This window comes from Helicobacter anatolicus, from assembly GCF_021300615.1.
Classification (GTDB): Bacteria; Campylobacterota; Campylobacteria; order Campylobacterales; family Helicobacteraceae; genus Helicobacter_H; species Helicobacter_H anatolicus.
The window spans coordinates 146,826-169,917 of record NZ_JAJTMY010000002.1 but is presented as its reverse complement, the minus strand read 5'-3'; the positions used below and the strand labels follow the sequence as shown (position 1 = coordinate 169,917).

At 33.1% G+C, this 23,092-nt stretch carries 23 protein-coding genes; 5 read left to right on the top strand and 18 right to left on the bottom strand.

The window, feature by feature from the left end:
• Positions 1-68: 68 nt before the first annotated feature.
• Complete coding sequence (locus LW133_RS03550; protein WP_233076512.1) at positions 69-5,090, top strand: autotransporter outer membrane beta-barrel domain-containing protein; 5,022 nt, start codon at positions 69-71, stop codon at positions 5,088-5,090.
• A gap of 70 nt (positions 5,091-5,160) precedes the next feature.
• Here the strand turns inward: LW133_RS03550 and mnmE are convergent, their stop codons facing one another.
• The 13 genes from mnmE to LW133_RS03485 are packed head-to-tail and all read right to left on the bottom strand — an operon-like array spanning position 5,161 to position 13,690.
• On the bottom strand, positions 5,161-6,522 hold the full coding sequence (mnmE, locus tag LW133_RS03545; protein WP_233076510.1) for a tRNA uridine-5-carboxymethylaminomethyl(34) synthesis GTPase MnmE: 1,362 nt from the start codon (positions 6,520-6,522) through the stop codon (positions 5,161-5,163).
• Positions 6,519-7,370 carry a Jag N-terminal domain-containing protein gene (locus LW133_RS03540; protein ID WP_233076508.1) on the bottom strand — a complete coding sequence of 284 codons (852 nt, stop codon included), beginning with the start codon at positions 7,368-7,370 and terminating at the stop codon, positions 6,519-6,521. The genes mnmE and LW133_RS03540 overlap by 4 nt, the downstream gene beginning before the upstream one ends.
• Positions 7,367-9,019, bottom strand: a complete 1,653-nt coding sequence (yidC, locus tag LW133_RS03535; protein ID WP_233076506.1) for a membrane protein insertase YidC — start codon at positions 9,017-9,019, stop codon at positions 7,367-7,369. The genes LW133_RS03540 and yidC overlap by 4 nt, the downstream gene beginning before the upstream one ends.
• Entirely contained in the window at positions 9,016-9,339 is a 324-nt protein-coding gene (gene yidD / locus LW133_RS03530; RefSeq protein WP_233076504.1) for a membrane protein insertion efficiency factor YidD, read from the bottom strand. The genes yidC and yidD overlap by 4 nt, the downstream gene beginning before the upstream one ends.
• Entirely contained in the window at positions 9,340-9,672 is a 333-nt protein-coding gene (gene rnpA, locus LW133_RS03525) for a ribonuclease P protein component (protein ID WP_233037325.1), read from the bottom strand.
• Between the two features lie 4 nt (positions 9,673-9,676).
• Entirely contained in the window at positions 9,677-9,811 is a 135-nt protein-coding gene (gene rpmH / locus LW133_RS03520; RefSeq protein WP_104697692.1) for a 50S ribosomal protein L34, read from the bottom strand.
• A 59-nt stretch (positions 9,812-9,870) separates the two neighbouring features.
• Positions 9,871-10,266, bottom strand: a complete 396-nt coding sequence (locus LW133_RS03515) for an ExbD/TolR family protein (RefSeq protein ID WP_233037323.1) — start codon at positions 10,264-10,266, stop codon at positions 9,871-9,873.
• Positions 10,266-10,721, bottom strand: a complete 456-nt coding sequence (exbB, locus tag LW133_RS03510) for a TonB-system energizer ExbB (protein WP_233037322.1) — start codon at positions 10,719-10,721, stop codon at positions 10,266-10,268. The genes LW133_RS03515 and exbB overlap by 1 nt, the downstream gene beginning before the upstream one ends.
• Positions 10,721-11,182: an SsrA-binding protein SmpB gene (smpB, locus tag LW133_RS03505; RefSeq protein WP_233037321.1), complete on the bottom strand. Its 462-nt coding sequence runs from the start codon at positions 11,180-11,182 to the stop codon at positions 10,721-10,723. Before smpB ends, exbB begins: the two co-directional genes overlap by 1 nt.
• 9 nt (positions 11,183-11,191) lie before the next feature.
• Complete coding sequence (locus LW133_RS03500) at positions 11,192-11,989, bottom strand: 4-(cytidine 5'-diphospho)-2-C-methyl-D-erythritol kinase (protein WP_233076502.1); 798 nt, start codon at positions 11,987-11,989, stop codon at positions 11,192-11,194.
• A 12-nt stretch (positions 11,990-12,001) separates the two neighbouring features.
• Entirely contained in the window at positions 12,002-12,232 is a 231-nt protein-coding gene (gene csrA, locus LW133_RS03495; RefSeq protein ID WP_233037319.1) for a carbon storage regulator CsrA, read from the bottom strand.
• Positions 12,226-13,056 carry a tRNA pseudouridine(55) synthase TruB gene (gene truB / locus LW133_RS03490; RefSeq protein ID WP_233076500.1) on the bottom strand — a complete coding sequence of 277 codons (831 nt, stop codon included), beginning with the start codon at positions 13,054-13,056 and terminating at the stop codon, positions 12,226-12,228. Before truB ends, csrA begins: the two co-directional genes overlap by 7 nt.
• Positions 13,049-13,690, bottom strand: coding sequence for a non-canonical purine NTP pyrophosphatase (locus LW133_RS03485; RefSeq protein WP_233076498.1), 642 nt, complete (start codon positions 13,688-13,690; stop codon positions 13,049-13,051). The genes truB and LW133_RS03485 overlap by 8 nt, the downstream gene beginning before the upstream one ends.
• Positions 13,691-13,772: 82 nt before the next feature.
• Here LW133_RS03485 and LW133_RS03480 point away from each other — a divergent pair, with 82 nt between their 5' ends.
• Both LW133_RS03480 and LW133_RS03475 read left to right on the top strand, forming a co-directional pair.
• Positions 13,773-15,095 carry an MFS transporter gene (locus LW133_RS03480; protein ID WP_233076496.1) on the top strand — a complete coding sequence of 441 codons (1,323 nt, stop codon included), beginning with the start codon at positions 13,773-13,775 and terminating at the stop codon, positions 15,093-15,095.
• 8 nt (positions 15,096-15,103) lie between these two features.
• Positions 15,104-15,871 carry a tRNA 2-thiocytidine biosynthesis TtcA family protein gene (locus LW133_RS03475; RefSeq protein WP_233076494.1) on the top strand — a complete coding sequence of 256 codons (768 nt, stop codon included), beginning with the start codon at positions 15,104-15,106 and terminating at the stop codon, positions 15,869-15,871.
• A 12-nt stretch (positions 15,872-15,883) separates the two neighbouring features.
• Here LW133_RS03475 and coaE read toward each other — a convergent pair whose 3' ends face one another.
• The 4 genes from coaE to LW133_RS03455 are packed head-to-tail and all read right to left on the bottom strand — an operon-like array spanning position 15,884 to position 20,063.
• The gene (gene coaE, locus LW133_RS03470; RefSeq protein ID WP_233076492.1) at positions 15,884-16,507 is read right to left on the bottom strand and encodes a dephospho-CoA kinase; all 624 of its coding nucleotides are present in this window, start codon (positions 16,505-16,507) and stop codon (positions 15,884-15,886) included.
• Positions 16,494-17,807, bottom strand: coding sequence for a M28 family peptidase (locus LW133_RS03465; protein WP_233076490.1), 1,314 nt, complete (start codon positions 17,805-17,807; stop codon positions 16,494-16,496). Before LW133_RS03465 ends, coaE begins: the two co-directional genes overlap by 14 nt.
• On the bottom strand, positions 17,782-18,447 hold the full coding sequence (locus LW133_RS03460; RefSeq protein ID WP_233076487.1) for a 3-methyladenine DNA glycosylase: 666 nt from the start codon (positions 18,445-18,447) through the stop codon (positions 17,782-17,784). The genes LW133_RS03465 and LW133_RS03460 overlap by 26 nt, the downstream gene beginning before the upstream one ends.
• A gap of 56 nt (positions 18,448-18,503) precedes the next feature.
• The gene (locus tag LW133_RS03455) at positions 18,504-20,063 is read right to left on the bottom strand and encodes a flagellin A (RefSeq protein WP_233076484.1); all 1,560 of its coding nucleotides are present in this window, start codon (positions 20,061-20,063) and stop codon (positions 18,504-18,506) included.
• A gap of 198 nt (positions 20,064-20,261) precedes the next feature.
• Here LW133_RS03455 and LW133_RS03450 point away from each other — a divergent pair, with 198 nt between their 5' ends.
• Positions 20,262-21,026: an NAD+ synthase gene (locus LW133_RS03450; protein ID WP_233077008.1), complete on the top strand. Its 765-nt coding sequence runs from the start codon at positions 20,262-20,264 to the stop codon at positions 21,024-21,026.
• Between the two features lie 11 nt (positions 21,027-21,037).
• Positions 21,038-21,946 (top strand): tetraacyldisaccharide 4'-kinase, encoded by a 909-nt coding sequence (locus LW133_RS03445; RefSeq protein ID WP_233076482.1) that lies wholly within the window; start codon positions 21,038-21,040, stop codon positions 21,944-21,946.
• 121 nt (positions 21,947-22,067) lie between these two features.
• Here LW133_RS03445 and hemE read toward each other — a convergent pair whose 3' ends face one another.
• Entirely contained in the window at positions 22,068-23,090 is a 1,023-nt protein-coding gene (gene hemE, locus LW133_RS03440) for a uroporphyrinogen decarboxylase (protein WP_233076472.1), read from the bottom strand.
• Positions 23,091-23,092: the final 2 nt, after the last annotated feature.

Sequence of the window (23,092 nt, the reverse complement as noted above, 5' to 3'; positions counted from 1 at the left end):
TTAAATTTATTATACAATATCAAACTATTTTTTATAAAAGACATAAATCGTAAATCAAAAGGGACAGCATGAAAAAAACAAACCGCATTCTAGCCACCTCTTCTATTTCTTTGATTCTTAGTTCTTTTCTCACAACAGCCACAGCCACAGATGTAAATCTTGATCTCACCACCCCAACAGGAGAAGAAAAACCCTCCACAGGCCACCCAATTAGCTTTGATTATTCTTTTACAAAAGATGGCATGAAAAAATCAAGTCCTGAAACACCTACAAAACTCACACAAAATACTGATTATTTCTGGGCAAAAGATAATGGCTCTACCCTTTCACTAAAAACTAAAAGCACCGATGTAGCCACCGCTATTTTTTCCGCACCAGGCAATAGCGATAATCTTATCCTAAGCTCTTTTAACTACATATCTGTAAATACTGATAACACCACTAAAGGGCGTGATGACACATATTTTGCTATACTCAATGGTCCTATCCCTTATGCGAGTTTTGTCTTAAATGGTGCAAATATCTTTTCTGGTTCCAATCTCTATATCGGTGCAATAGGAGCAAAAAATAGCAAGACAGGGGGCTTTGCTAATGTCACACTAAAGGGTAATATCAAAGTTGATGCTAACGCGATTGATCAATCAGATACTAAAGGCAGCGGACAAAAAAATGCTACACTAAATTTTTATAGCGAATATAATAATGCTACCTATACAATTGATAGTAGTGCTACCTTAAATCTTACTTCTACCACCAGCACCAACTCAAGTCAAGTGATTTTTAATCTTGGTGAAACCAAAGATGGGACAATAGCCACAGGACAATCTGTAAGGAATCTAGGGACTATAAATATTACTAATCTTAATGCTAATAAAACCCCTGAAACAAACAATAAAGAAAAAAATTCAATTTTATTTAATATTGATCTAAACAATGAAGGCACAATCAATCTTCAAAATTCCACCTTGCATCTCACCTCTTCTCATCTAAAAATCTCAGAAAATGGAAGTAATGGAACGATCAATATCAAAGCTCTTGCTACAACAAAAGAAGAAGCATCAAGCATGGGAACAATGAAAATGCAAAAAATCGGAGAATCTCAAGTTGCAAATATCACAAACAATAGCACGATATTTTTTGAAAAAGGATCTATGGCTCCTAGCAAAGATGCAAATGACACTTCAAATGATATTATCTTTAAAATCCAATCTCAAAATATCAATATCACAGGAATTAGTGCTACAGATGCTTCAAAAGATGATGCACTCATCGGTGCAAAACTCACCATCAATATAGGCAAAGATGCAACCGCAGCTGCAGGTGTAGGTGGTGTCCCAGGCGCAGCTGCCGCTCAAGCTATGGACAAAAGAATCGTTCTTCTTACTGGTAGCAAAGATAAGCATACTACCATCACACTTGGTGATAAAGCAAATGATGATAGAAATACCACCCTATCCCTTGTTGGCGAATCTAGCAATAAAGCTACTTTCAAAATGGATAATTTTGCAACTATTAATATCGCAGGTGGTGCAAAACTTGATCTTAAAGATACAAACATCGCCACTGAGCGTAGCTATACATTAAAAGATTCTTCTGTGAATAAAAAAGCAACACCTACAAGCAACCTTCTAAGCTTTTATAATCAAGGAAATATCACTATCACAGGTGTAGAAAAATACTACACTAAAGATGGAGCTAAATCGCCACCAGAAAATGGCAAGATTTATATCAAAAATGGTTCGACAGACTACTTTACCTCTACTATTAATCCAAATGTAAGCCTTGATGCCACCGACAAAAAAGTAGTCCTTACTGACTATGCTACAACTATCACCACCGGTAAGAAAATCACCGATAGCAAAGCAGATTGCACTGACCTTACAGACTGTACCCTTGAGACCAAAGAAACTGCAAGCGCAGGATCACTAACCTTTAGCGGTGGCTACCATCAAATCCTAGCTGATGTTGTTTATAACTTTGGAAATCTCTATCTCAAAGACAATGCCACTCTCGATTTAACCACAATCGCCAAAACCCAAGATGGCATGACAGGAATTATGCTACAAGATGGAAAACAATCGCTACAAGATGGTATGCAAGACACTGCGATTGTAGGCTTTGTCAATGCGGGGATTTTTACCTCCACAGGTGGTATAATCGAGCTAAGAAAAACACAAGAAAAAGATGCTGAAGATATTGATGGAATGAATGCTAACAATAAAGCTTCTGCAGAAAAAACAATGACACCAAATGCCTACAAACTCATCATCACAGAAAATCAAAAAGAAAAAATCAATGACACTACTAGCGCTACCAAGACAATTGATAGTGCCATGACAGAAGGAGCACTCTGGAAAGCTAATAAACACAATGAAACACGCGCAGAATTTATCGTAGATTCTGGATATACAACTATCCGTGCACAAAGCCTAATCAACAAAGGCCTTACCACTATTCAAAATAATGGTGTGCTAGACCTTACTTGCATAGGCACAGATTATTGCTACAATAACCGCTACTGGACAAAAGCTACAAGTAGTGGCGGAAAAGACAAAGACTATGTAAAACCACCAACACTAGATTCTACCACATCTACTAGCTCTAGTTCTAATGATACAGCAAAATTTAAACCTATCCAAATTGTATTTGACAATTTTAACGACACTACCACACAAAAAAAGGACAACGAAGGAATCTTGCGTCTATCAGGCGGAACGCTTAATGTAGTAGATAGCTACCGCTACCAAGACAAGGATAAAAACTATGCAGATGTGACAAAATATATCTACCATAGCCTAAAAATTGAAAGTGGAACACTAGAAGCAAGCGGAAACACAGGCTCAAGAATCATTGTCGGCTTGAATGACGCAAAGGATATGACAAGTGCTGTATTACAAGGTGAAGACATGGATCCAAATGCCAAAAAATACTCCGCACTCACGCTTAATAACACAGATCTAGGAATTATCGGAAATTCTAGTCTTTTTATCTTCACACAAAAAGATGAAAATACCACTAATACAAAAGCTGATGTCACTTGGGTTATCGGACCAAGTCAATCTATGTCACCACAAGCTGCTGGGACAAATACTTTTACCATGCATTTAAATGATGATAGCTTCACAAATAACACTGGAGGATTCTATGTCCTTGGAGCTGTTAATCAAGATGGCAACTACACTGGCGGGGTGTTTAATATCGATACTATGACAAATAAAGCAATGAAATCAGAGAGTGCAAATAATTTTGAATTTCTTGTTGATCTTAGTAATCTCTCACTAAAAAACACTATTTTACTTGATAAGCAATATAATTTCATCATCGCTAAAGAAATACAAAAAGATGGCACGGCAATTAGTAATGCAGATGATTTTACCATGAAAGTAAGCTTTGGCAAAAGTGTAGATAGTAGTGGCAAAGAAAAACCTTATGGCAAATATGATCAAGAACTCTGTAAAACTGATGCAAAATTCTGTCTTGAAGTCACAGATACAAATAAGAAAAATGGCTTAAGCGGCATGAAAAGTAATGGAGATAGTGGAAGTGATACCATCACCATCGGAAATTCTGACAATAAAGAAGGTGTGCTTGTTGTAGATAAAAGTGATGATTCTAAAATCTCTGATATTACAAGCAATGCTTGGATGAATGATAGCAATGCTTACGCAGATTTTGTAACTTTCAACAAAATCTACCAAAAAGGTAGCGGAAATTGTAATTTTGACACGCTTGAGGGTTGCGCACTTATTGGCTTTAGTGCAGTAAAAAGCAAAACTCTAGAAGAAGATGGTGTTCTTGCAGTATTTGATAGCATCAAAAAACGCGCTGCCCAACTCCCAAATACAGACAACACAAATCTTAAAAATGTCGCCATAGGTGTAACAAATATCGAAAATGCTAATCAAAACTCTAGCGCAATCTTACAAAGCATTATCAATACAAACAGCGCATTAAGCTCTAATATCTTGCTAAATTTACAAAAACTGCAATACACTGGCAATCTAGATACAGCTAATGGAATTGCTACAATGCTAAATACTATCAACAATTCTTTGGATTCTTTAGCACATATCACAAGACAACATGCAGATATTACAACACAAGTAAATTTTACTTCTACACTCAGCACAAATGCGCGTCTTGCACAAATTTCAAACCCTTATAACACTCGCTTTGCCAAAGCAATTAGATCTTTAAAAGATAAGAAATTTGCAGCCGCAGGAATTGATACAGAAGTTTATAATTACACAGATAGATTTGATTATGATCACAATGTTTGGGGAATGTTAATTGGTGGTGTTGGCGGACAATATACAAATGGTTTTGGCGCACTTGGCGGATTTAGCGCAGGATATGACAAAATCTTTGATAGAATCTTATTAGGAGGCTATGCAACTTATGCTTATAGCTACTCTAGTCTTGATAAATTTAACGATGATGCCACTGCAAATAGCAATACAAAAAGCCATAACCTCGAACTTGGGGGATATATGAGGGCTTATATTAATTCACATGAAATTGATGTGGTGTTAAATGAAACCCTTGGATTTAATAGTCTAAATTTTGATATCAATAATCCAATCAATCAAAAAGTAAATTTCAATACATTTACTACAAATATCAACACAAGATATGGTTATGTCTTCCCCATCAATCCACAAGAAGGATTTTATATTAAGCCGTATGGTGGAATCAACCTGTTTTATCAATACAATGGCACACAAACTGGAAAAGGTGCACTTGAGCTACATGGAAATTCACGCCATGCTGTAGGAATGACAATATCAGCTTTTGCAGAACTTAGAAAATATACCGATGAGAAAAAGTATTTTTATTTTACTTCAGGGCTTGAACAAGATTTATTCAATATCAGCACAGATTCCCAAATCTACATCGCACACAATATAAATCATGCACTAAACTACAAAATCGGCAATCAAGTACGCACTTACCTCACTTTAATTGGTGGTGGTGAAATTGAAATGACAAATAACTTATTTTTAAATTTTGGCGTGGGTGCTAGAATCTCATGGGATAGATATTTTATCAATGCAAATGTCGGATTAAAATACAAATTTAATACAAATTAACTTAAAAAAGGAGGGGTAATTAAAAATTTAAATAGCAATGACACAAAAAAAATAATCCAAAAAATGAGAATTATTTGCCTAGGCAAAATTCTCCAAACATCTTATCAAACATTTCATCAATATCATAAGGCTTTGTAAGTTGAGAAATAAAAGTAATCACTTCTTTTATATGATAAGAAAATAATTCCAACTCCAAAGTCTCTAGCATACTTTTTGCCGCTTGAAGTGCAGTAATTGAATCTCTTATAGCTTGTAATTGAAATTCTGCACAAAGCAATATCTCCCCATCTTTGCTATTTTCTAGCATTTTTTGTGATAATATTTCCTTAATTTGCAAAACCCCTTGCGTGTCCTTGGTATGCATACTTAAAGTTTTCACGCCCTCTAATCTCTCTTGAAAAATCCCTATATCCAACACACGGGGCAAGTCACTTTTGTTGTAAATTATGAGTAAAAATTTTTCTTGCGATAATGTAGTCAAATATTCTAATATTTGCAAATCTTCTTCATCTAAAGCACGAGATAAGTCAAATACAGCAAGGATAAAATCACTTTGTCTCATCGCTTCAATACTTCTTTGTATGCCAATACTCTCTACCCTATCTTCACTCTCTCTAATCCCCGCAGTATCAATAATTTTTACCAAATTCCCCTCAAGATTGATTGTTTCTTCAATCGTATCTCTTGTAGTCCCTGCAAAATCACTCACAATTGCACGATCCTGCATTAAAATTGCATTCAAAAGCGAACTTTTTCCGACATTTGGCTTTCCAATAATGCTTAGCGTATAGCCCTCTAAAAGCTTATTACGCATCTTAGAAAATTCTAAAATTTCTCCTAACTTCTTTTCTAATTTCTCTAAATTTTGAAAAAGATTTTGCGTGGTATCCTCAGGAATATCCTCATCACTATAATCAATCATCACTTCAGAAAATGCCAATGCTCTAAGTAATTCCTCACGACTCTCTTCTACAAAATCATTCAAAGAGCCCTTGAGCTGCTTACTCATCATTTTACTAGCCTGCAAACTCTGTGCATTGATAATTTGTGAGATCGCTTGTGCTTGTGAAAAATCAAGCCTACCATTTAAAAAAGCGCGTTTTGTAAATTCTCCTGATCGCGCAAGACGCGCACCAAAAAAAAGACAAAGCCTTAGAATCTCCTTTGCCAAAATCACTCCACCATGGCATTGAATCTCACAAACATCTTCACAGGTGTAACTTCTAGGGTTTGCAAAAAATAAGACAATCACTTCATCTAAAATTTCATTTTTTTCATCATAAACATGGCATAAAGTTGCATAGCGATCTTTAAAATCTTGATGTTTTGTAAGTTTTTTTACAATCTCTAAAGCCTTATCTCCACTCAAACGCACGACACTTATTGCACCCACCCCCATAGGTGTAGAAATTGCTACAATAGTATCTTTCATTCCGTACAACTTATTATAATATATTGTTCATTTTTTTCTTGTTTTAGAGTGATATATCGCCCTGGATATATTTCGCGTAATCTCTTTAGCATAATCACACCAAAGATTCCATACAAGGGCTTAGTTTTAAATGTTTGAGAAGTTTGCAAATCTTTTTGAATATTTTGAATATATTGCTCCACAATCTCTTCTTGCATTTGCAAAAAATGCGCAACCTCAAGACGAATATTATAATGATATTGATGCCAAATCCAATTAAAAAGCAAATAAGAAAGTGCCTTATATCTATAGCCTTTTTCTCCAATCAATAACGCACTATCCTTGCCATCTAAAAAAATTTTCAAAGTTTGTTTATCATAAGGTGTGACACAAACCTGATCAATTTCATAAGGCATAAAACTCAAAAGTTTCTTTAATTCTTCTTCAATATTTTTACATAATTCCTCTATATCTTCTTTTTCCTCCTGAAAAGAAACAAAAGACTTAGCAACATAAGATTCAGAGCTTTTATGTATATTTTGAACACCATTTGTAAAATCTTTATGAACAGATTCTCTATCTTCATAAGAAGAATCTATACATAAATCTTTTTCATAATGTGAAACAAAATTCTTATCCATAGAAGTGAGATTACTTGCATGATTTTCTATATCTTCAAAAGCATGAGTACTAAATTTTTGGTAATTTTTAACATTTGCCACAATAATGGCAGGTTTTTTGCCAATTCCTAAAAATCCTCTACTTCCCTGCTGAATAATCTCATATTCCAAATCAATCACAGAGCAATTAAAATCTATCGCTGCTTGTGTGATTGCTTCTTGTAATGTAGGAGCACTAATCTTTTTCATTTTTTTACAGAACTTTTCTTTTCTTTATGCTCGGCAATTTCTTTTGCTTTTTGGCGATCTAGCATTTTATTGATTGAGAGTTGCTGGAAAATTGAAAGAATATTATTAATTGTCCAATAAAGCACCAAACCTGCTGGGAAAAAAATCAAAAAGATTGTAAAAACCACAGGTAACATTCTAAAAATTTTTGCTTGCATTGGATCACTTAACCCACTAGGTGTGAGCAATTGTTGAATATACATGGATACACCCATTAAAATCGGTAATACAAAAAATGGATCCATCACAGATAAATCATTAATCCAAAAAATAAATGGTGCACTTTTTAGCTCCACAGAATTATAAAGCACACGATAAATAGCATAAAAAATTGGAATCTGAATGAGCAACGGAAGACAGCCACCCATAGGATTTGCTCCATGTTTTTTATAAAGTTGCATCATATGTGATTGCAATTTTTGCGGATCATTTTTATATTTTTCTTGAATCTCCTTCATTTTAGGAGTAAGATCTTTGAGTTTTTGCATACTTACCATTCCTTTATAACTCAAAGGATAAAGAATAATTTTTACAATAATTGTCAAAACAATGATCGCCCACCCCCAATTTGCCAAATACTGGTGCAAAAACTCTAGCAATAAAAATACAGGTTTAGCAAAAAATGTAATTAATCCATACTCCACAACATTAATTAAATTTGCATCAATTTTTTTTAGCTCTTGATAATCCTTGGGTCCGATAAAACCACCAAATGCGATATCTCCACTTGCATGAATGTAGGGCATAGGATTTTTATTCTTATCTCCATCTATCATCGCATGCAAATCTTGGTTTTGCAAATAAAACAAACTTGTATAGTAGCGATCTACACTCGCAATAAATTTAACAGAATCAAAGCTAATTACTTTTTTTGCATCTTTATCTTCAATTTTTTCAATCTTTTCTTCTGCTGTTTGCAAAATCACGCCATTAAACGCATAATTTTCTCTATCTGTCACAGGTCGCGAACCATTAGTAATAAAATAAGATTCCTTGGGATTACTCATTGTAATTTTTAAATCGTATTTCAAATTTTCATAAAAAGTAATAGTTTTTTTAAGCTCAAGATTTTGTAATTTTTGTGTAAGAACAAGAGTTTTGGGTTCTCCATCGATAAAAATCTCTTGTTGTGAGGCTTCATAATCTCTACTAAAAGCTTCTTGGTTGATATTTTCATTAGAAAAGCGTATTTCAAGGGGTTTTAAAGCATCAGGATCCAACAAAGGAAGTTTTTCCAAAGACTTCGGCTCTTCCATCATTCCAAACAATACCTTAAAATGCTCAAAAAACCCTAATTCTGGCGCACCAGTATATTTTTTGTCTTTCAAATATACTTGATGAATGCGTCCCAAAGAATCTATTTGAATTTCAAAATCCTTAGATTGCACTACTGCAATAATTTTTTGATTTGAGATATTAGAAACAGGAGCCTTATTTTGTATTTCTTGTGTAGTTGTTGTTATTTTTGGAGCATTATTTTCTTGTATTTTTGTTTGTGTATTTTCTTGTTTTTCTGGAGTTTGCGGTGCAAGATAGCGACTATAAATCACAATAAATAAAAATGAAAATGCTACTGCTAATATAACGCGTAAATTTGAGTTATCCTTCATGAAGCTTCCTTAAATGATTTAATAATAAAAAATTTGTTGTGATGATTTTGTATAGGTATGTACCAAAATACAATTTTACAGGGTCCAAAAAAGTTTGGCACAATCAAAGCTTTTTTAATAGGATAATCAACACCACCCCTAAAAAGCTGGTTGCATTTTAAAATCCTGAAAAAAATCTGAAAAATTGCTTGATAAAAACTCTGATTTTTTAAAGCCCAAATTGCAAATTCTGAACAAGTAGGATAAAATCGGCAAGAGTTTGGCATCAAAAAAGAAATAAACTTTTGATATTGTTGAATAAACCATACTCCTATATGCATTTACCTATCCTGCTGTTTTTGAAAAAAATTTAAACATTTTAAAAAATCAATCTCTAAATTTTTGTAATCCAAATCCAAAATCCCTGCTTTTGGCACAATAATCAAGGACAAAGATTCTAATTTTTGATAATGCAAGCGACACAATGCCCTAAAACGCCTCTTAATTAAATTGCGCTCGCATGCAATACCTACTTTTTTTGCCACACTCAATCCTAAAAAAACTCCCTCCTGCTTTTCCTTTTTTAAGATGTAGATCAAAAAATTCCTTGCATAAATTTTCTTACCTTTTTTATAAACAAGGTTAAAATCTTGCTTTGTTTTTAAAGATTGCAAAAACTTAAACCGCTAAACGCTTTCTTCCTTTTGCTCTACGCGCATTAATCACTCTGCGACCATTTTTTGTTTTCATTCTTACACGAAAACCATGAGTTCTTTTCTTTGGAGTATTGTGAGGTTGATATGTTCTTTTCATTATAAATCCTTAAAAAATATTAAAAAATAAAAATAAAGAGAATTATACTATAAAAAGCCTTAATTTTTCTTTTTTTCCTCCACTAATACATACACTTCTTTAAGCTTTAGATTCTGTAGAATATCAAAAATCTGAATAAAACTATCCAAATTACTCCCCTTGTCTCCTCGAAGTATTATGGGCGTATCTTTTGGCAAAATCGCTAATTGTGCCTTCAGTGTTTGCAAAGACATTAAATCTTCATTAAAAAAATATTCCCCCTTTGCATTAATCGTAATATCAATGTTCTTTTTTTTAAGTTCTTGTTGATTCTTTGAAGAATTTTGTTCTACTTGTGGAATTGCAATGGGTAATTTTGAAGTATTAATAAAAGAAGCGGTCGTAAGCACAATCACCAGCAAAACCAACATAATATCAATAAAAGGGACTAAGTTTAAAGAATCAATTTTTTTCATTACAAATCCAATCTTTTGGGAAAATTTTCCTGTTCTTTTACAGGATAATGATAAATATCCCATTTTGTAAGAATAATCTCACTTTTTCGTACAAGCATATTATAAAATACAATCGAAGGAATTGCCACAATAAGCCCCATTGCTGTAGCTTTGAGTGCTAAAGCAAGTCCTTTCATAATCTCTGCTGTATCATTTACAGAAGTATTACCAATCCCAACAAAAGTAATCATAATCCCAGCAACAGTCCCCAAAAGCCCTACATAAGGTGCATTAGAGCCAATTGTAGCAATAAGTGCTAAACGCTTATGTAAATCTAACTCCAACTCTCTTTTATCTTTATAATCATCCACGCGTAAAGTAGCATAAAACCAGATTCTCTCAATCCCTATTGCCAATACAATCACTGATAAAAAAAGCAAAAAGCCAATCACTCCATAATCTACCCATTCTTTCATTAAATTCCCTTTGCATAATTTTTCATATTCATTCTTGCTTCTCTATCCAGCATTTTTCTCTTAATACTCTCGCGTTTATCATGTAAATTTTTACCTCTTACAAGCGCAATTTCTATTTTTGCACGATTTCTTGCATTGAAATAAATTTTCAATGGCACCAAGCTCAACCCCTCTTGCATAACACTACCAAAAAGCTTATCAATTTGCTTGCGATGTAGCAATAACTTCCGTTCTCTTGTCTCACTAGGTTTGTAATAAGTGTAGGTAGTCTCCAAAAAAGAAATATGCATCCCAAAAACAAATGCCTCACCCTTGATAATTTTAATAAAACTATCTTTGAGATTTGCTCTACCTTTTCTCAAGGCTTTTACCTCAGATCCTAACAAAGATATCCCCGCCTCATAAGCCTCTAAAATCTCATAATCAAAAAAAGCCTTTTTATTACGCGCGATAATATTCACTATACTTCCTTAAATATCCTTAATACGAAAAAAGCTACTTCCACTCCCGCTAAAAAACCAATTTTCATCAAGAGTTTTTTCAAATTCTGTAAGTTTAGGATAAAGATGCAACGCAGGCAATAAAAGATCATTTAAATCTCTGCGATTCATATTTTCTAGAATCTCTTTGCTTGTTTTTTGTCGCATTTTTTGTACAAAATTTTTCAAATCTCTTTTTTCTTGATTCCTTAAAAGCTCTTGCATTTTATCATATTCCTGATAAACTCTTTTTGTATCGCAAAAAACACGAGGAGTAATAATTTCAAATTCTAAATTTTTTTCTTTAAATTCCTCCACTACTTCCCCAACCCCAGAAACATTCGCACTATAAAAATTTGAAACAAAAAACGCCACATCTGCCCCCACTTGTTGTGCAATTTGTAAAATTTCTTCTTTTTCCAAGAAAAAATATTTTTGATTAAGATGAAAAAGAATTGCTCCAGCATCTGCACTCCCTCCGCCAAGCCCCGCACCTGCAGGGATATTTTTCTCAACTTCAATTTGCAAATAATCTAATATTTTTGATTCTATATTTTTTTGTATCAAATATTTTTTTAAAAACTGCACGGCCTTATAAATTGTATTATCCTGCACACTACAATCAAAATTCCCTGACAATTTAAAAACATCTTTTTCTTCTATTTGTATAATATCTTTTAGCACCCCTCTAGCCAAACAAAATCGAGAATCTAAAAAGTGATACCCTCTAGCATCACTCCCTACAATTTTTAAAAAAATATTTATTTTTGGATAAACATCAAAAATCACGCTATAACCCAATTAAGACTTAAAATGTTTCCCTAAGACATCAAGCACATCTTTTGTGGTCTCTTTGACTGCCTTTTGATTTTCTTGCTCTACTGCTTGTTTTAATTCTGCACGCAAAATCACAGTATCTGCGGGTGCTTCAAACCCTAGCTTTACATTTCCTCTATCTACCGAGATTATCTTAACAATAACATCATCTCCAATAACTATACTTTCTTCTACTTTTCTTGATAAAATTAGCATTTATTAATCCTATTGAGCAGATATTGAATTGATCCATCTTTTGCAATTTCAATTATAGAAAAAAAATCATCAAAATCAACTATATAAGTTCCAAATTTTACATTTTTTAAACAAGTTTTTTTACCATGATAGATAATATCTCTTAGTCTCTGATCCTCTTTTTTTAAAACTGGATAATCCAAAACCTCTAAAACTCCAAGCTCTCTTTCCTCTCTTTGCATCACTCTAACACCTCCATCTTCTACACGCTCTAACATTGATAATGCTCCAAAACTCCCCAATCTTTCAGCAATCATATCTCCAAGACTTCTTACATACGCCCCACTACTCACACGCACTTCAAAACTCAAAAAAGGATGATTATAAGATAATAATTTAATCGCATAAATTTGCATTTGAGATTCTTTGAGAGTAAATTCTACTCCTAACCTTGCTAAATCATAAGCACGTTTTCCATTAACATGTTTTGCACTAAATTTTGGAGGATAATACTTTATCACCCCTTGCAAACTCTGCAAAACCTCATGAATTTTTTCCAATGACACAGAAGGTACTTCCTGTACATTTTTAATATTTTCAATATCAAGACTGTCACTTTTTATCCCCAGCCACAAAGTCGCTCTATAAACTTTTGAAGGCTTTTTGATATGGGGCAATAATCTTGTATATTGCCCAAAAGCAAGAATCATTGCGCCTTTGGCAAACGGATCTAGCGTCCCTAAATACCCTCCAGATTTAATTTGATACTTTTTTTTCAATCTATGTAGATATTGATTTGAACTCAAAAAAACAGGTTTATACCCAAGAAGTAACAAATTATCCATGGAGCACTTTTTCTAATTGTATAATCAATTGTTTTAAAGCATTAAATCGATGTGAAATAGCATTTTTAATCGTAATATCAAGTTCTGCCATTCTTTTATCATACCCCAAGGGCATAAACATACTATCATAGCCAAACCCTCCCTCTCCTTTTTCGTTATCAAATACAATTCCCTCGCATTCCCCTTGAGCTTGCAGACAAATTATTTGATTATTTATTTTTCCATACAACACCATGCTTGCTACAAAACGCGCACTTGATTGCTTACTTCCCACTTCATGCAAACGCTTCTGTAAATACAAACGATTATCGCTATCTTCTGCATTTTCTGTTGTATCATCATGCCATTTAGCATACCTCGCACTATAAACCCCTGGCTCCCCATCTAAACAATCTACACATAACCCACTATCATCACTTAAAACCAAAATATTTCCTTCTTGTTTTAATGCTGCAAAGATCCCCTTAGCCTTTAAAAGTGCATTTCCCATAAAATCTGGTGCATCTTCAATGATTTTTACATCTACCCCTGCTTCTTTCTTGCTTATAACTTCATAATTTTCACCAAGCATTGCACAAATCTCTCGTATCTTCCCTACATTAGAACTCGCAACAATAATTTTAATTTTTTCCACCACTAACCTTTAAATTTTAGTTTTATTTTCTATTCTCTCTCTTTAAGTTATAATCATAACAAAAAAATTTTTAAGGATTTCAATGTTTAAACAAATTTTTCCACTTGTAAGCATCGTTGTTTTAAGGTTTTTTGGGCTTTTTATCATTCTACCCATTATCTCACTTTATGCAAATGAATTTCATAATGCTTCACCTCTTATGATAGGGCTTGTTGTAGGTGGAGCATACCTCACACAACTAATCTTTCAAACCCCACTTGGAATCTTAAGTGATAAATACAATCGTAAAATTATTATTTTTATCGGGCTTTTAATTTTCTTTATAGGATCTATAATTTGTGCATTAGCTCAAGATATTTATATACTAGTTCTAGGGAGGATTATCCAAGGAATTGGTGCTATTGGGGGAATTGTAAGTGCACAAATCACTGATATTACCAAAGAAGAAGAACGCACAAAAGCAATGGCGATCATGGGTGGCGGTATTTTTTTAAGTTTTATTTTGGCAATGATTCTAGGACCATTAATCGGAGTAAAACTAGGAGCTTCATGGCTTTTTGCACTCACTGCATTTTTGACTTTTTTATCTATGATTCTACTTCTTAAAACGCAAGAATCTCCTAAACTTAGTTATTCTTTTGAGCATGGCAAAACAGAATGGATAAAAAGTTTTCAAGACAAAAATCTCTGGATTATGTATCTTAGCTCATTTTTAGAAAAAGCCTTAATGACTTTAATTTTTGTCATTATTCCATTAGCACTTGTAGAATCTTTTGATTTTAACAAAGAAAATTTATGGCAAATCTATCTTCCTAGTGCCATAATTGGTATCTTTGCAATGGGTCCAGCAAGTATTTTGGCAGAAAAATACAATAGAGCCAAACTTGTTTTATTTATTGGAATTTCTTGCTTCATTCTTTCTTATTTTTTGATTGCATTTTCTTTACAAAATTTAGGATTATTTATTGGAGGAGTGCTTATATTTTTTGTCGGTTTTGCCATACTAGAACCCATTATGCAATCACTTGCTAGCAAATACGCAAAAGCCCATTTAAGAGGTGCTGCGTTGGGAAATTTTACTACTGCATCTTATTTAGGATCTTTTGTCGGAGGTGTTTTTGGTGCAATTTTATACCATGATTTAGGTCTAAAAACCCTTGCTTTTAGTGTTGTTATTTTATCTGCTATTTGGCTTTTAATAATCCTTTGTCTCAAAGCTCCACAAAAACAAAAAAATCTTTATATCCCACTAAATTCTCATTTAAGAAATCAACTTAAAAAAATTGCAAATTTACAAGGAATTATTGAAACCTATATCAACGAGAATGAGAAAATTATCATTATTAAATATAATAGCGATTTTACAAATCCAAAAACAATTCAAGAAAATATTAAAAATTTATAGGAATATTTATGGAAGAAAAATATCAAATTAGTAAAAAAATACTCAATACAGTTGGAAGAACCAACGCACAATACAATCTTATACAAGAAGGTGATAAAGTTTTATTAGGTCTAAGTGGCGGAAAAGATTCTATTCTTTTGGCTTGTATCTTAGAGAGAATGCAACGCCACGCGCCCTTTAAATTTGAATTCAAAGCAGTTACAATTCATTATGGATTAGGTGAAGATTTTAGCTATCTTACAAAAATTTGCCAAAGACAGGGAATTCCACATGAAATCTATCATACCTCTATTGCAGATACAATTAGAGAAAAACGCAGAGAGGGGAGCTCATATTGCAGTTTTTGTTCGCGTATGCGTAGAGGGGCACTATACTCCAAAGCTCTGGAGATGGGTTATAATAAAGTAGCGATCGCTCATCATCTTGATGATGCTGCAGAAAGTTTTTTTATGAATCTCACTTATAATGGCTCTTTGCGTAGTATGCCTCCAATCTATCGCGCAGAAAATGGCATACAAGTCATTCGTCCGCTTATTCATATCCGCGAACGCCAAAGTCTAGATTTTGTCTTATCACAAAACATTCCTACTGCCCCTGATTGCAATTGTCCTGCCAAACAACCAGACTCTGATAAACCGCCAATTGCAAGACTAGCAACGAAAAATTTTCTAGCAGAATTAGAAAAAAATAATCCAGAATTTTTTAAATCCCTAAAAAATGCTTTTTCAAATCTCCATGCAAATACCTTTAGCGATGAAAGGTTTTTGGATAAATAATCCCTATTTTCCTCATTTTTGAGGAAATAGTAAGGGATAGTTTTTTTCAAGATTTTGTAAAAATAACTTCACAGATTCTAAAAGCTCTTCAAGATTCCCATTATTTTCTATAACAAAATCACTTTTTTTTCGTTTATCTTCCAAAGATATTTGTGCATTCACGCGTTTTAATGCCTCAGATTTTGAAAGTTTATTACGAAACATCAATCGTTGTATCTGCACCTCTCTATCCACATACACACTCACCACTAAAAAAGGAAAATATCGTTCCCTCCCGCCTGTTTCAAAAAACAATGGAATATCCAAAAAATAAAACTTTTTATTTTGCTCTATTTTTTTTGCTTGTGACAAAATTTCACAAAAAATCTTAGGATGCAAAATATTTTCTAACATGATTCTTTTTTCTTGATTATCAAAAACGATTTTTCCAAGCCTTGATCTATCAATTTCTCCATTTTCCAAAATCCCCTCTCCAAATTTCTTTACAATCTCCCCCTTACTTCTTTTTAGAATCTCATGCGCAATTTTATCAGCATCAATAATCTCAAATCCCTCATTACATAAGATTTTACATACACTACTCTTCCCGCTAGCAATCCCTCCTGTAAGCACAATTCCATACTCAAGTTTCTGCATATTTTCTCACAATTTTTTCAAGTATATTTTCAAATTCCTCCATACTCCAAAGATCTAAAACTTCATTTTTAGAATGTGGATAAAAAATTGTCGGTCCAATGGATAATGCCATTTTTTCTCCCAAGCCCATTTTCTTAAATCGCTCCAACAAAACCCCGCATTCAAGTCCTGCATGCAAAGTTTCTACACACACATGACGCCAAAAAAATGCCTGCTTTACTACAGACAAAAATTCTCCATAATCTTTTATATCCTGTTCCCATGGCAAATAAAATTCTATAAGTTTAGAATCCAGAGTATATTTTTTGCAATTTTCTTGCTGAATTTTTAAATTCTCTTCTAATCCTTTTTGATAATTTGCTCGCCCCATTAAAGTTACAATCATATTTTCCTTATCTTGCCTTAACATTGCAACATTCAAAGAATTACACACTCCAAAACTATCTTCCTCCCACACCCCATGTTGCAAAGACAAAATATAATTTTGCAAATTTTCTTTGGAATAAATTTGATAATCTTCTCTATATTCCAGTCTTTCTATAAAAAATTCCCCTGTTTTTTCTTTATCACACAAACTAAAATCCAAATTTTCATCATAAGCAATCCATGCCTCAAGTTTTGTAGGAATTGCATTATTAAATTCACCCGCACACAAAAAAAGGATTCCATAATTTTTATCTTTCATAAAAGTAAAAAAATCAATAATAGGATTTTTTCTCCCCTTTTTAATATCAATACCACTATGTCCCCCTAAATAATTTTGCGCAATAATTTTGTAAAAATTTCTATATTTTTTAGTAACTTTTTGCATAGATAAGGTATTTTCTAAAACAAATCCCCCCGCGCAACCTACAACAATACTCCCAAAAAACTCAGAATCTAAGTTTAATAAATGTTGTGACTTGATAGGGATATTTAAAGAATTTGCCCCAACTAACCCAATTTCCTCATCATTTGTAAAAAGACATTCAAGCTGATTATATTGCTGCAACATTTTTATCATGAGTGCTACGCCAATGCCATTATCTGCCCCTAAACTAGAATCTTTTGCACGCAAAAAATGATTTTCTTCTTGCAATACCAAAGGTTTTTTCTCTCCAACTAGCACCATATCATAATGCGCTTGTAAGCAAATTTTTGGTTCTCCTTTTTTGCAATAAATATTCCCTGCGGTATCAATTTTAATCTCATCAACATGAGGTTTTAATACCTCAACAATCCATTGCATTAACTGCCTAGTATCCCCACTAGAATGAGGAATCTCACTAATTTTTTTAAAAATCTCCAAAGTGTTTTGCATTGAACACCAACTTTTTTTTACTAAATTCTACAATCTTTCCATGAAATCTCGCATAAACAAGACTTAAACTTTTATATTCTTGAAGTTGAGAAAAGTTTTCTTCAATTCCCCTTTCTAGCCAACTTTGTATCTCCTCATAATCATCAAATTCATACCCTAAAGATGCCAAAAGTTTTTGTGTATATTTATCTACTACCATAATCTCGCGATCACAAGCATAGTTTAAAATGCTATCTGCACTCTCCATTCCTATGCCTTTTTGCGACAATAGCCATTCTCTACTTACATTTTCTACAAAATTTTCAAAATTACCAAACTCTTCTAAAATCGCTAAAGAAAGCCTATATAAACGCGAAGATTTTTGGTTATAAAAACCACTAGGATAAATAAGATTTGCAAGACTTTGCACAGATAATTTTGAAAAATTTTTTAAGCTTTGTGTGTTATCTTTACAAAGAATATGAGAATCTTTAAGGTTTTTAAGAGACTTTTCTACATTTTCCCATTTAGTATTTTGTGTCAAAATAGCGCCCACTACCACTTCAAAGCTCAGAGCATTAGGCCACCAATACAAAGAAGAATTTTTTAGTAAATCCATTTTTTTTAATGCCAAAAAAAGTGAATAACTACTTTCTAACATCACAACCACCAAAAATAAATTTACTAAAAATTCCAATCCCCAAAAGGGGATCTGGATTAACTTAAAAGTCTCAAAATATTTTGCTGAACAGCATTAGCTTGGCTCATTGCATAGCTTCCAGATTGTGCAAGGATATTATTTTTGTTAAATTCTGCAGACTCAGCAGCAAAATCAACATCTCTAATACCACTTTCAGCAGCTTTAACATTCACTTGTGTTACAGTGATATTATTTACTGTACTTGTCATTTGACCTTGAACAGAACCGAGATCTGAACGAATCTTATCTAGCATCTTTTGTGCTGATTCTGCAATATCCATAACAAGCATAGCACCTGCAAGAGTTGTAACACCTGCACCTAGACTTGTATTACCACTTGCAATAACTGCATTATAATTCACACCTGCTGCAGATTTTACAGAAGCGTTAAATTCACCTAATACATCACGCAAGTTTACAGTAGCTTGTGCAGTTTGTCCTTCGCTAAAACCAATTGCACTATATGAATTTTCATCAGGCTTTTCGCTATTTGAAATTACAATATCTCTAGAATCTAATCTTACAAGAGATAGTCTTCCATAGTTTGTAGAACCTGTTTCATTAGTAATGCTTTGACCACCATTTACAGTTTCAATAGCAATTGCAGCTTTATTCTCTTCTTGACCCTCGCCATCTTTATTATTGCCATCTACTTTCAATACAATACCGCGTCCATCAACACTTCTAAGACTTAAACGACCATTTGCATCTGTAGAAGCTTCAACACCTGTACTTGAACTAAGAGCATTAATTGCTTGCACCAAACGACCATCAGAGTCACCTTTTTTAATATCAACGATATTACCAATATTTACACCATTGATAGTAAGATTTTTAAGGTTACCTGACATAATTTCTTTATCAGAAGTTGTTACAACATTTGCCTGTGCTCTAATTCCTGTTTTACCGCTATTTTTATTAATAACTTCAGCAAGAGCTCCAAGACCTGTACCTACTGAGTGAGAAATTTTAACAGTTTCAAGATTGATTTTTTTATCACCATCTCTAAGTGTCAAACTTGCTTCGCTCGCTGCAGTAATCATTGCACCTGTATTAATTCTTACTTGTCCAATCTTATCAGAAGTTGTAGCACCAACAGAAACTTTGATACTTTGATTTGAATAAGCACCAATTTGGAATTCTTTGTTTGTCCATTGTCCAGAAAGCAATGCTTGACCGTTATAAGATGTTGTGTTACCAATATTATCAAGCCCTTGAATAAGTCTTGTAATATCAGCTTGAATTGCCTTTCTAGATTCTAGAGATTGACCATCTTGTGCAGCTTGTGTAGCTTTCACTTTAATAGTATCCAAAATTTTAAGTTGCTCATCCATTGCTTTATCAGCAATTTGGATAATCCCTATACCATCATTTGCGTTGCTAATTGCCTGACCCAAAGCATTTGCTTGAGATCTCAAACTATCTGCAATTGTCATACCAGATGCATCATCTGCTGCCTTATTGATTCTCAAACCAGAGCTCAATTTCTCCAAAGAGTTTCTTAAACTAGATTGAGTTAAAACTGAAGACGCATGCGTATTTAAAGCATTAATATTTGTATTGACTTGAAAAGCCATAAGTTACTCCTTTAAAATTAAAAAAATCCAAAAGCTTCCTTGCGTTTTGGTTAAAAATAAAATCGTAGCTTTTGTATTTTTCTTTAATGGTTTTTTAGTATTTTTTTATTTTTAGATAAAATAACCATAAACACTATCTTAAAAGGAATTCCTTTGACATCTATAATAGTAGAATCACAAAATTTATTGACAGCACAAATCTCATCTCATACCATAGAAAAAACCTGTGATTTTTTGCAATCTTCTTTGGAAAAAAAGAATTTTGATTCTATTGTTTTTGGGCTTAGTGGAGGTATTGATAGCGCTGTTGTTGGAGTATTATGCAAAAAAGCCTTAAAAAAACATCAAAAGATTCTAGCTGTATGCATGCCAGCAATTCATTCAAATCCCATGCATTTACAAGATGCTAAAACACTTTGCACACAATTTGACATTCCCTACACTATCCATTCTATAGCACCTTATGAGAAAATTTTCAGAGAAGAAAATCCGACAAGATTACGATTAGGAAATTTTTTGGCACGCATGCGCATGAATATTCTTTATGATTATTCTGCAAAAAATAATGCCTTAGTCATTGGCACTTCAAACAAAAGTGAACTAATGCTTGGATATGGAACACTTCATGGAGATCTTGCTTGTGCAATCAATCCTATTGCCACATTCTATAAAACGCAAATTTTTCAAATTGCAAAAATTTTAAATTTGCCACAAAATATCATCCAAAAAGCCCCGAGTGCCGATCTCTACCCTAACCAAAGTGATAGTGATGAACTAGGCTATAGCTACGAAATTTTAGATCCACTACTTTTTTATATTTCTCAAAATTTTCCTGTATACAAAACAATAGATTCTCAATTTTTAATTTCCCAAGGATTTGATACAAAAATGGTGCAAACAATAGTAAAAAGAATCCAGAATAATCTTTTTAAACACGAGCACCCCTTAATACAAAATTTTTAAAAAGGATTTTTATGCGTTTTATTGATCGTTATTTTTACAAACCAAATTTTTGGCAAAAAATTCTTGCTATATGCCTACTCCCTATTAGTCTTTTATATTTTATTGCCTCCACTTTACGAAGAAAATTTAGCAAATTTCAAGATTTTCAAATTCCAATTATTAGCATTGGCAATCTTGTAGCAGGAGGTAGTGGCAAAACTCCCTTTATTATAGAAACTGCCAAAGATTACAAAAATGTAGCAATAATCTTGCGAGGCTACAAACGCAAATCTAAGGGGCTATTAGTAATAAGTCATAAAGGAGAGATTCTAAGCACACAAGAACAAGCAGGAGATGAGGCCTATCTCATTGCAAAAAAACTCCCTAATGCCAGTGTAATTGTTTGCAAAAAACGCCACCTTGCACTAGAAAAAGCAAAAGAAATGGGAATTAAGATTGTATTTTTAGATGATGGTTTCCGATTTAACTATAAAAAACTTAATATTTTACTAAAACCTAAATTGCAACCCTATTTTAATTTTTGTATTCCTAGTGGAATTTATCGTGAAAATCCCTATCTTTACAATACTGCAGATCTAACAATCACAGAAGATCAAGATTATAAACGCATTGTCACACTTAAAAATCCCACCAAACACATGCTTTTGGTTACTGCTATTGCAAATCCCTCGCGTTTAGATCAATTTTTACCTAATGTTGTTGGAAAAATCACCTTTAATGATCATAGCACTTTTAATAAGGATTTTTTAACACAGCAACTAAAAAACCATAATGCAACCTCACTACTTGTCACACAAAAGGATGAGGTTAAGCTTCTTAACTTTGGATTACCCTTAAGTATTTTGGAGCTAAAACTAGAGATCAAACCAGAAATTTTACAAAAAATTGACAACTATATTAAAAATTATAACAGCAAGTAAAATATATATTTACAATATATATTGAGAATATATGAAAAGTCATTTTATCTTTTAAGTCTATAAGCCCCTAAATAATATTTAAAACCCTTCATATAGCCCTATTAGATAAAAAGTCTATTGCCTACCTTTTTGTTTTTTTATGTACCATTTCTACAAGCTTAATTACATTTTCTCTTGGTAAATCTGGCAACATTCCATGCCCTAAATTGAAAATATGCCCTGCTTTTTTTCCCATAATCCCAATAATCTCATCCACGCCCATTTCCATAAAATCTTCGTTATAAAGTCTACTAGGCTCTAGATTGCCTTGTAATACATATTTTCCTCCTAAATGCTGTTTAGCAAATTCCATAGGCGTTCCCCAATCCACGCCAAAAACATCAAAATTACCATCAATATGCTTTAAATATCCTGCAATCCCCTTAGGAAATAAAATTACTGGTATCTCTGGATAATGCATTTTGATATATTTTGCAATATCTTTCATATACCCCCAGCTAAATTCAAAATATGCTTCTTGTTCCAAAGCACTCGCCCAAGAATCAAAAACCATAACCGCATTTGCACCTGCTTCAATTTGTCTAATCAAATACCCTTTAAGTTCGTCTGTAATTTGCTTTAAAAGATAATGCATTGTTTGAGGATTTTCATAAAGCATTTTTTTACTTTTTGCGTAAGTTTTACTACCCTCACCCTCTATCATATAAGTGGCAAGTGTCCAAGGAGAACCACAAAAACCAATCAAAGCCTTGTCTTTTGAGAGTTTTGCGCGCACACTTGATATTGTATCATATACATAATCTAGCTTTAAAAACGCATCTTTTTTAAGATTGCAAACATCCTGATAATTTGTGATAGTTCTTTGAAATTGTGGACCTTCACCTGCTACAAACTCTAAAGGCAATCCCATCTCAAGAGGCACAACCAAAATATCACTAAATAAAATTGCAGCATCTACATTAAGTATCTCTACAGGTTGTAAAGTCACCTCTGTAGCCAACTCTACATTATGACAAAGATCTAAAAAATTTCCTGCTTTTTTACGCGTTTCTCTATATTCTTCAAGATAGCGTCCTGCTTGTCTCATCATCCATATCGGTGTATAAGGTGTTTCTTTTCTTTTACATGCATCAATAAAAATCATTT

What these genes read in the sequence shown, in the direction of transcription:
- LW133_RS03550 (WP_233076512.1), top strand. Translation starts at nt 69, where the DNA reads ATGAAAAAAACAAACCGCATTCTAGCCACCTCTTCTATTTCTTTGATT.
- mnmE (WP_233076510.1), bottom strand. Translation starts at nt 6,522, where the DNA reads ATGAAAGATACTATTGTAGCAATTTCTACACCTATGGGGGTGGGTGCA.
- LW133_RS03540 (WP_233076508.1), bottom strand. Translation starts at nt 7,370, where the DNA reads ATGAAAAAGATTAGTGCTCCTACATTACAAGAAGCAATCACACAAGCA.
- yidC (WP_233076506.1), bottom strand. Translation starts at nt 9,019, where the DNA reads ATGAAGGATAACTCAAATTTACGCGTTATATTAGCAGTAGCATTTTCA.
- yidD (WP_233076504.1), bottom strand. Translation starts at nt 9,339, where the DNA reads ATGCATATAGGAGTATGGTTTATTCAACAATATCAAAAGTTTATTTCT.
- rpmH (WP_104697692.1), bottom strand. Translation starts at nt 9,811, where the DNA reads ATGAAAAGAACATATCAACCTCACAATACTCCAAAGAAAAGAACTCAT.
- LW133_RS03515 (WP_233037323.1), bottom strand. Translation starts at nt 10,266, where the DNA reads ATGAAAAAAATTGATTCTTTAAACTTAGTCCCTTTTATTGATATTATG.
- exbB (WP_233037322.1), bottom strand. Translation starts at nt 10,721, where the DNA reads ATGAAAGAATGGGTAGATTATGGAGTGATTGGCTTTTTGCTTTTTTTA.
- csrA (WP_233037319.1), bottom strand. Translation starts at nt 12,232, where the DNA reads ATGCTAATTTTATCAAGAAAAGTAGAAGAAAGTATAGTTATTGGAGAT.
- truB (WP_233076500.1), bottom strand. Translation starts at nt 13,056, where the DNA reads ATGGATAATTTGTTACTTCTTGGGTATAAACCTGTTTTTTTGAGTTCA.
- LW133_RS03480 (WP_233076496.1), top strand. Translation starts at nt 13,773, where the DNA reads ATGTTTAAACAAATTTTTCCACTTGTAAGCATCGTTGTTTTAAGGTTT.
- LW133_RS03475 (WP_233076494.1), top strand. Translation starts at nt 15,104, where the DNA reads ATGGAAGAAAAATATCAAATTAGTAAAAAAATACTCAATACAGTTGGA.
- coaE (WP_233076492.1), bottom strand. Translation starts at nt 16,507, where the DNA reads ATGCAGAAACTTGAGTATGGAATTGTGCTTACAGGAGGGATTGCTAGC.
- LW133_RS03465 (WP_233076490.1), bottom strand. Translation starts at nt 17,807, where the DNA reads ATGCAAAACACTTTGGAGATTTTTAAAAAAATTAGTGAGATTCCTCAT.
- LW133_RS03460 (WP_233076487.1), bottom strand. Translation starts at nt 18,447, where the DNA reads ATGTTAGAAAGTAGTTATTCACTTTTTTTGGCATTAAAAAAAATGGAT.
- LW133_RS03455 (WP_233076484.1), bottom strand. Translation starts at nt 20,063, where the DNA reads ATGGCTTTTCAAGTCAATACAAATATTAATGCTTTAAATACGCATGCG.
- LW133_RS03445 (WP_233076482.1), top strand. Translation starts at nt 21,038, where the DNA reads ATGCGTTTTATTGATCGTTATTTTTACAAACCAAATTTTTGGCAAAAA.
- hemE (WP_233076472.1), bottom strand. Translation starts at nt 23,090, where the DNA reads ATGATTTTTATTGATGCATGTAAAAGAAAAGAAACACCTTATACACCG.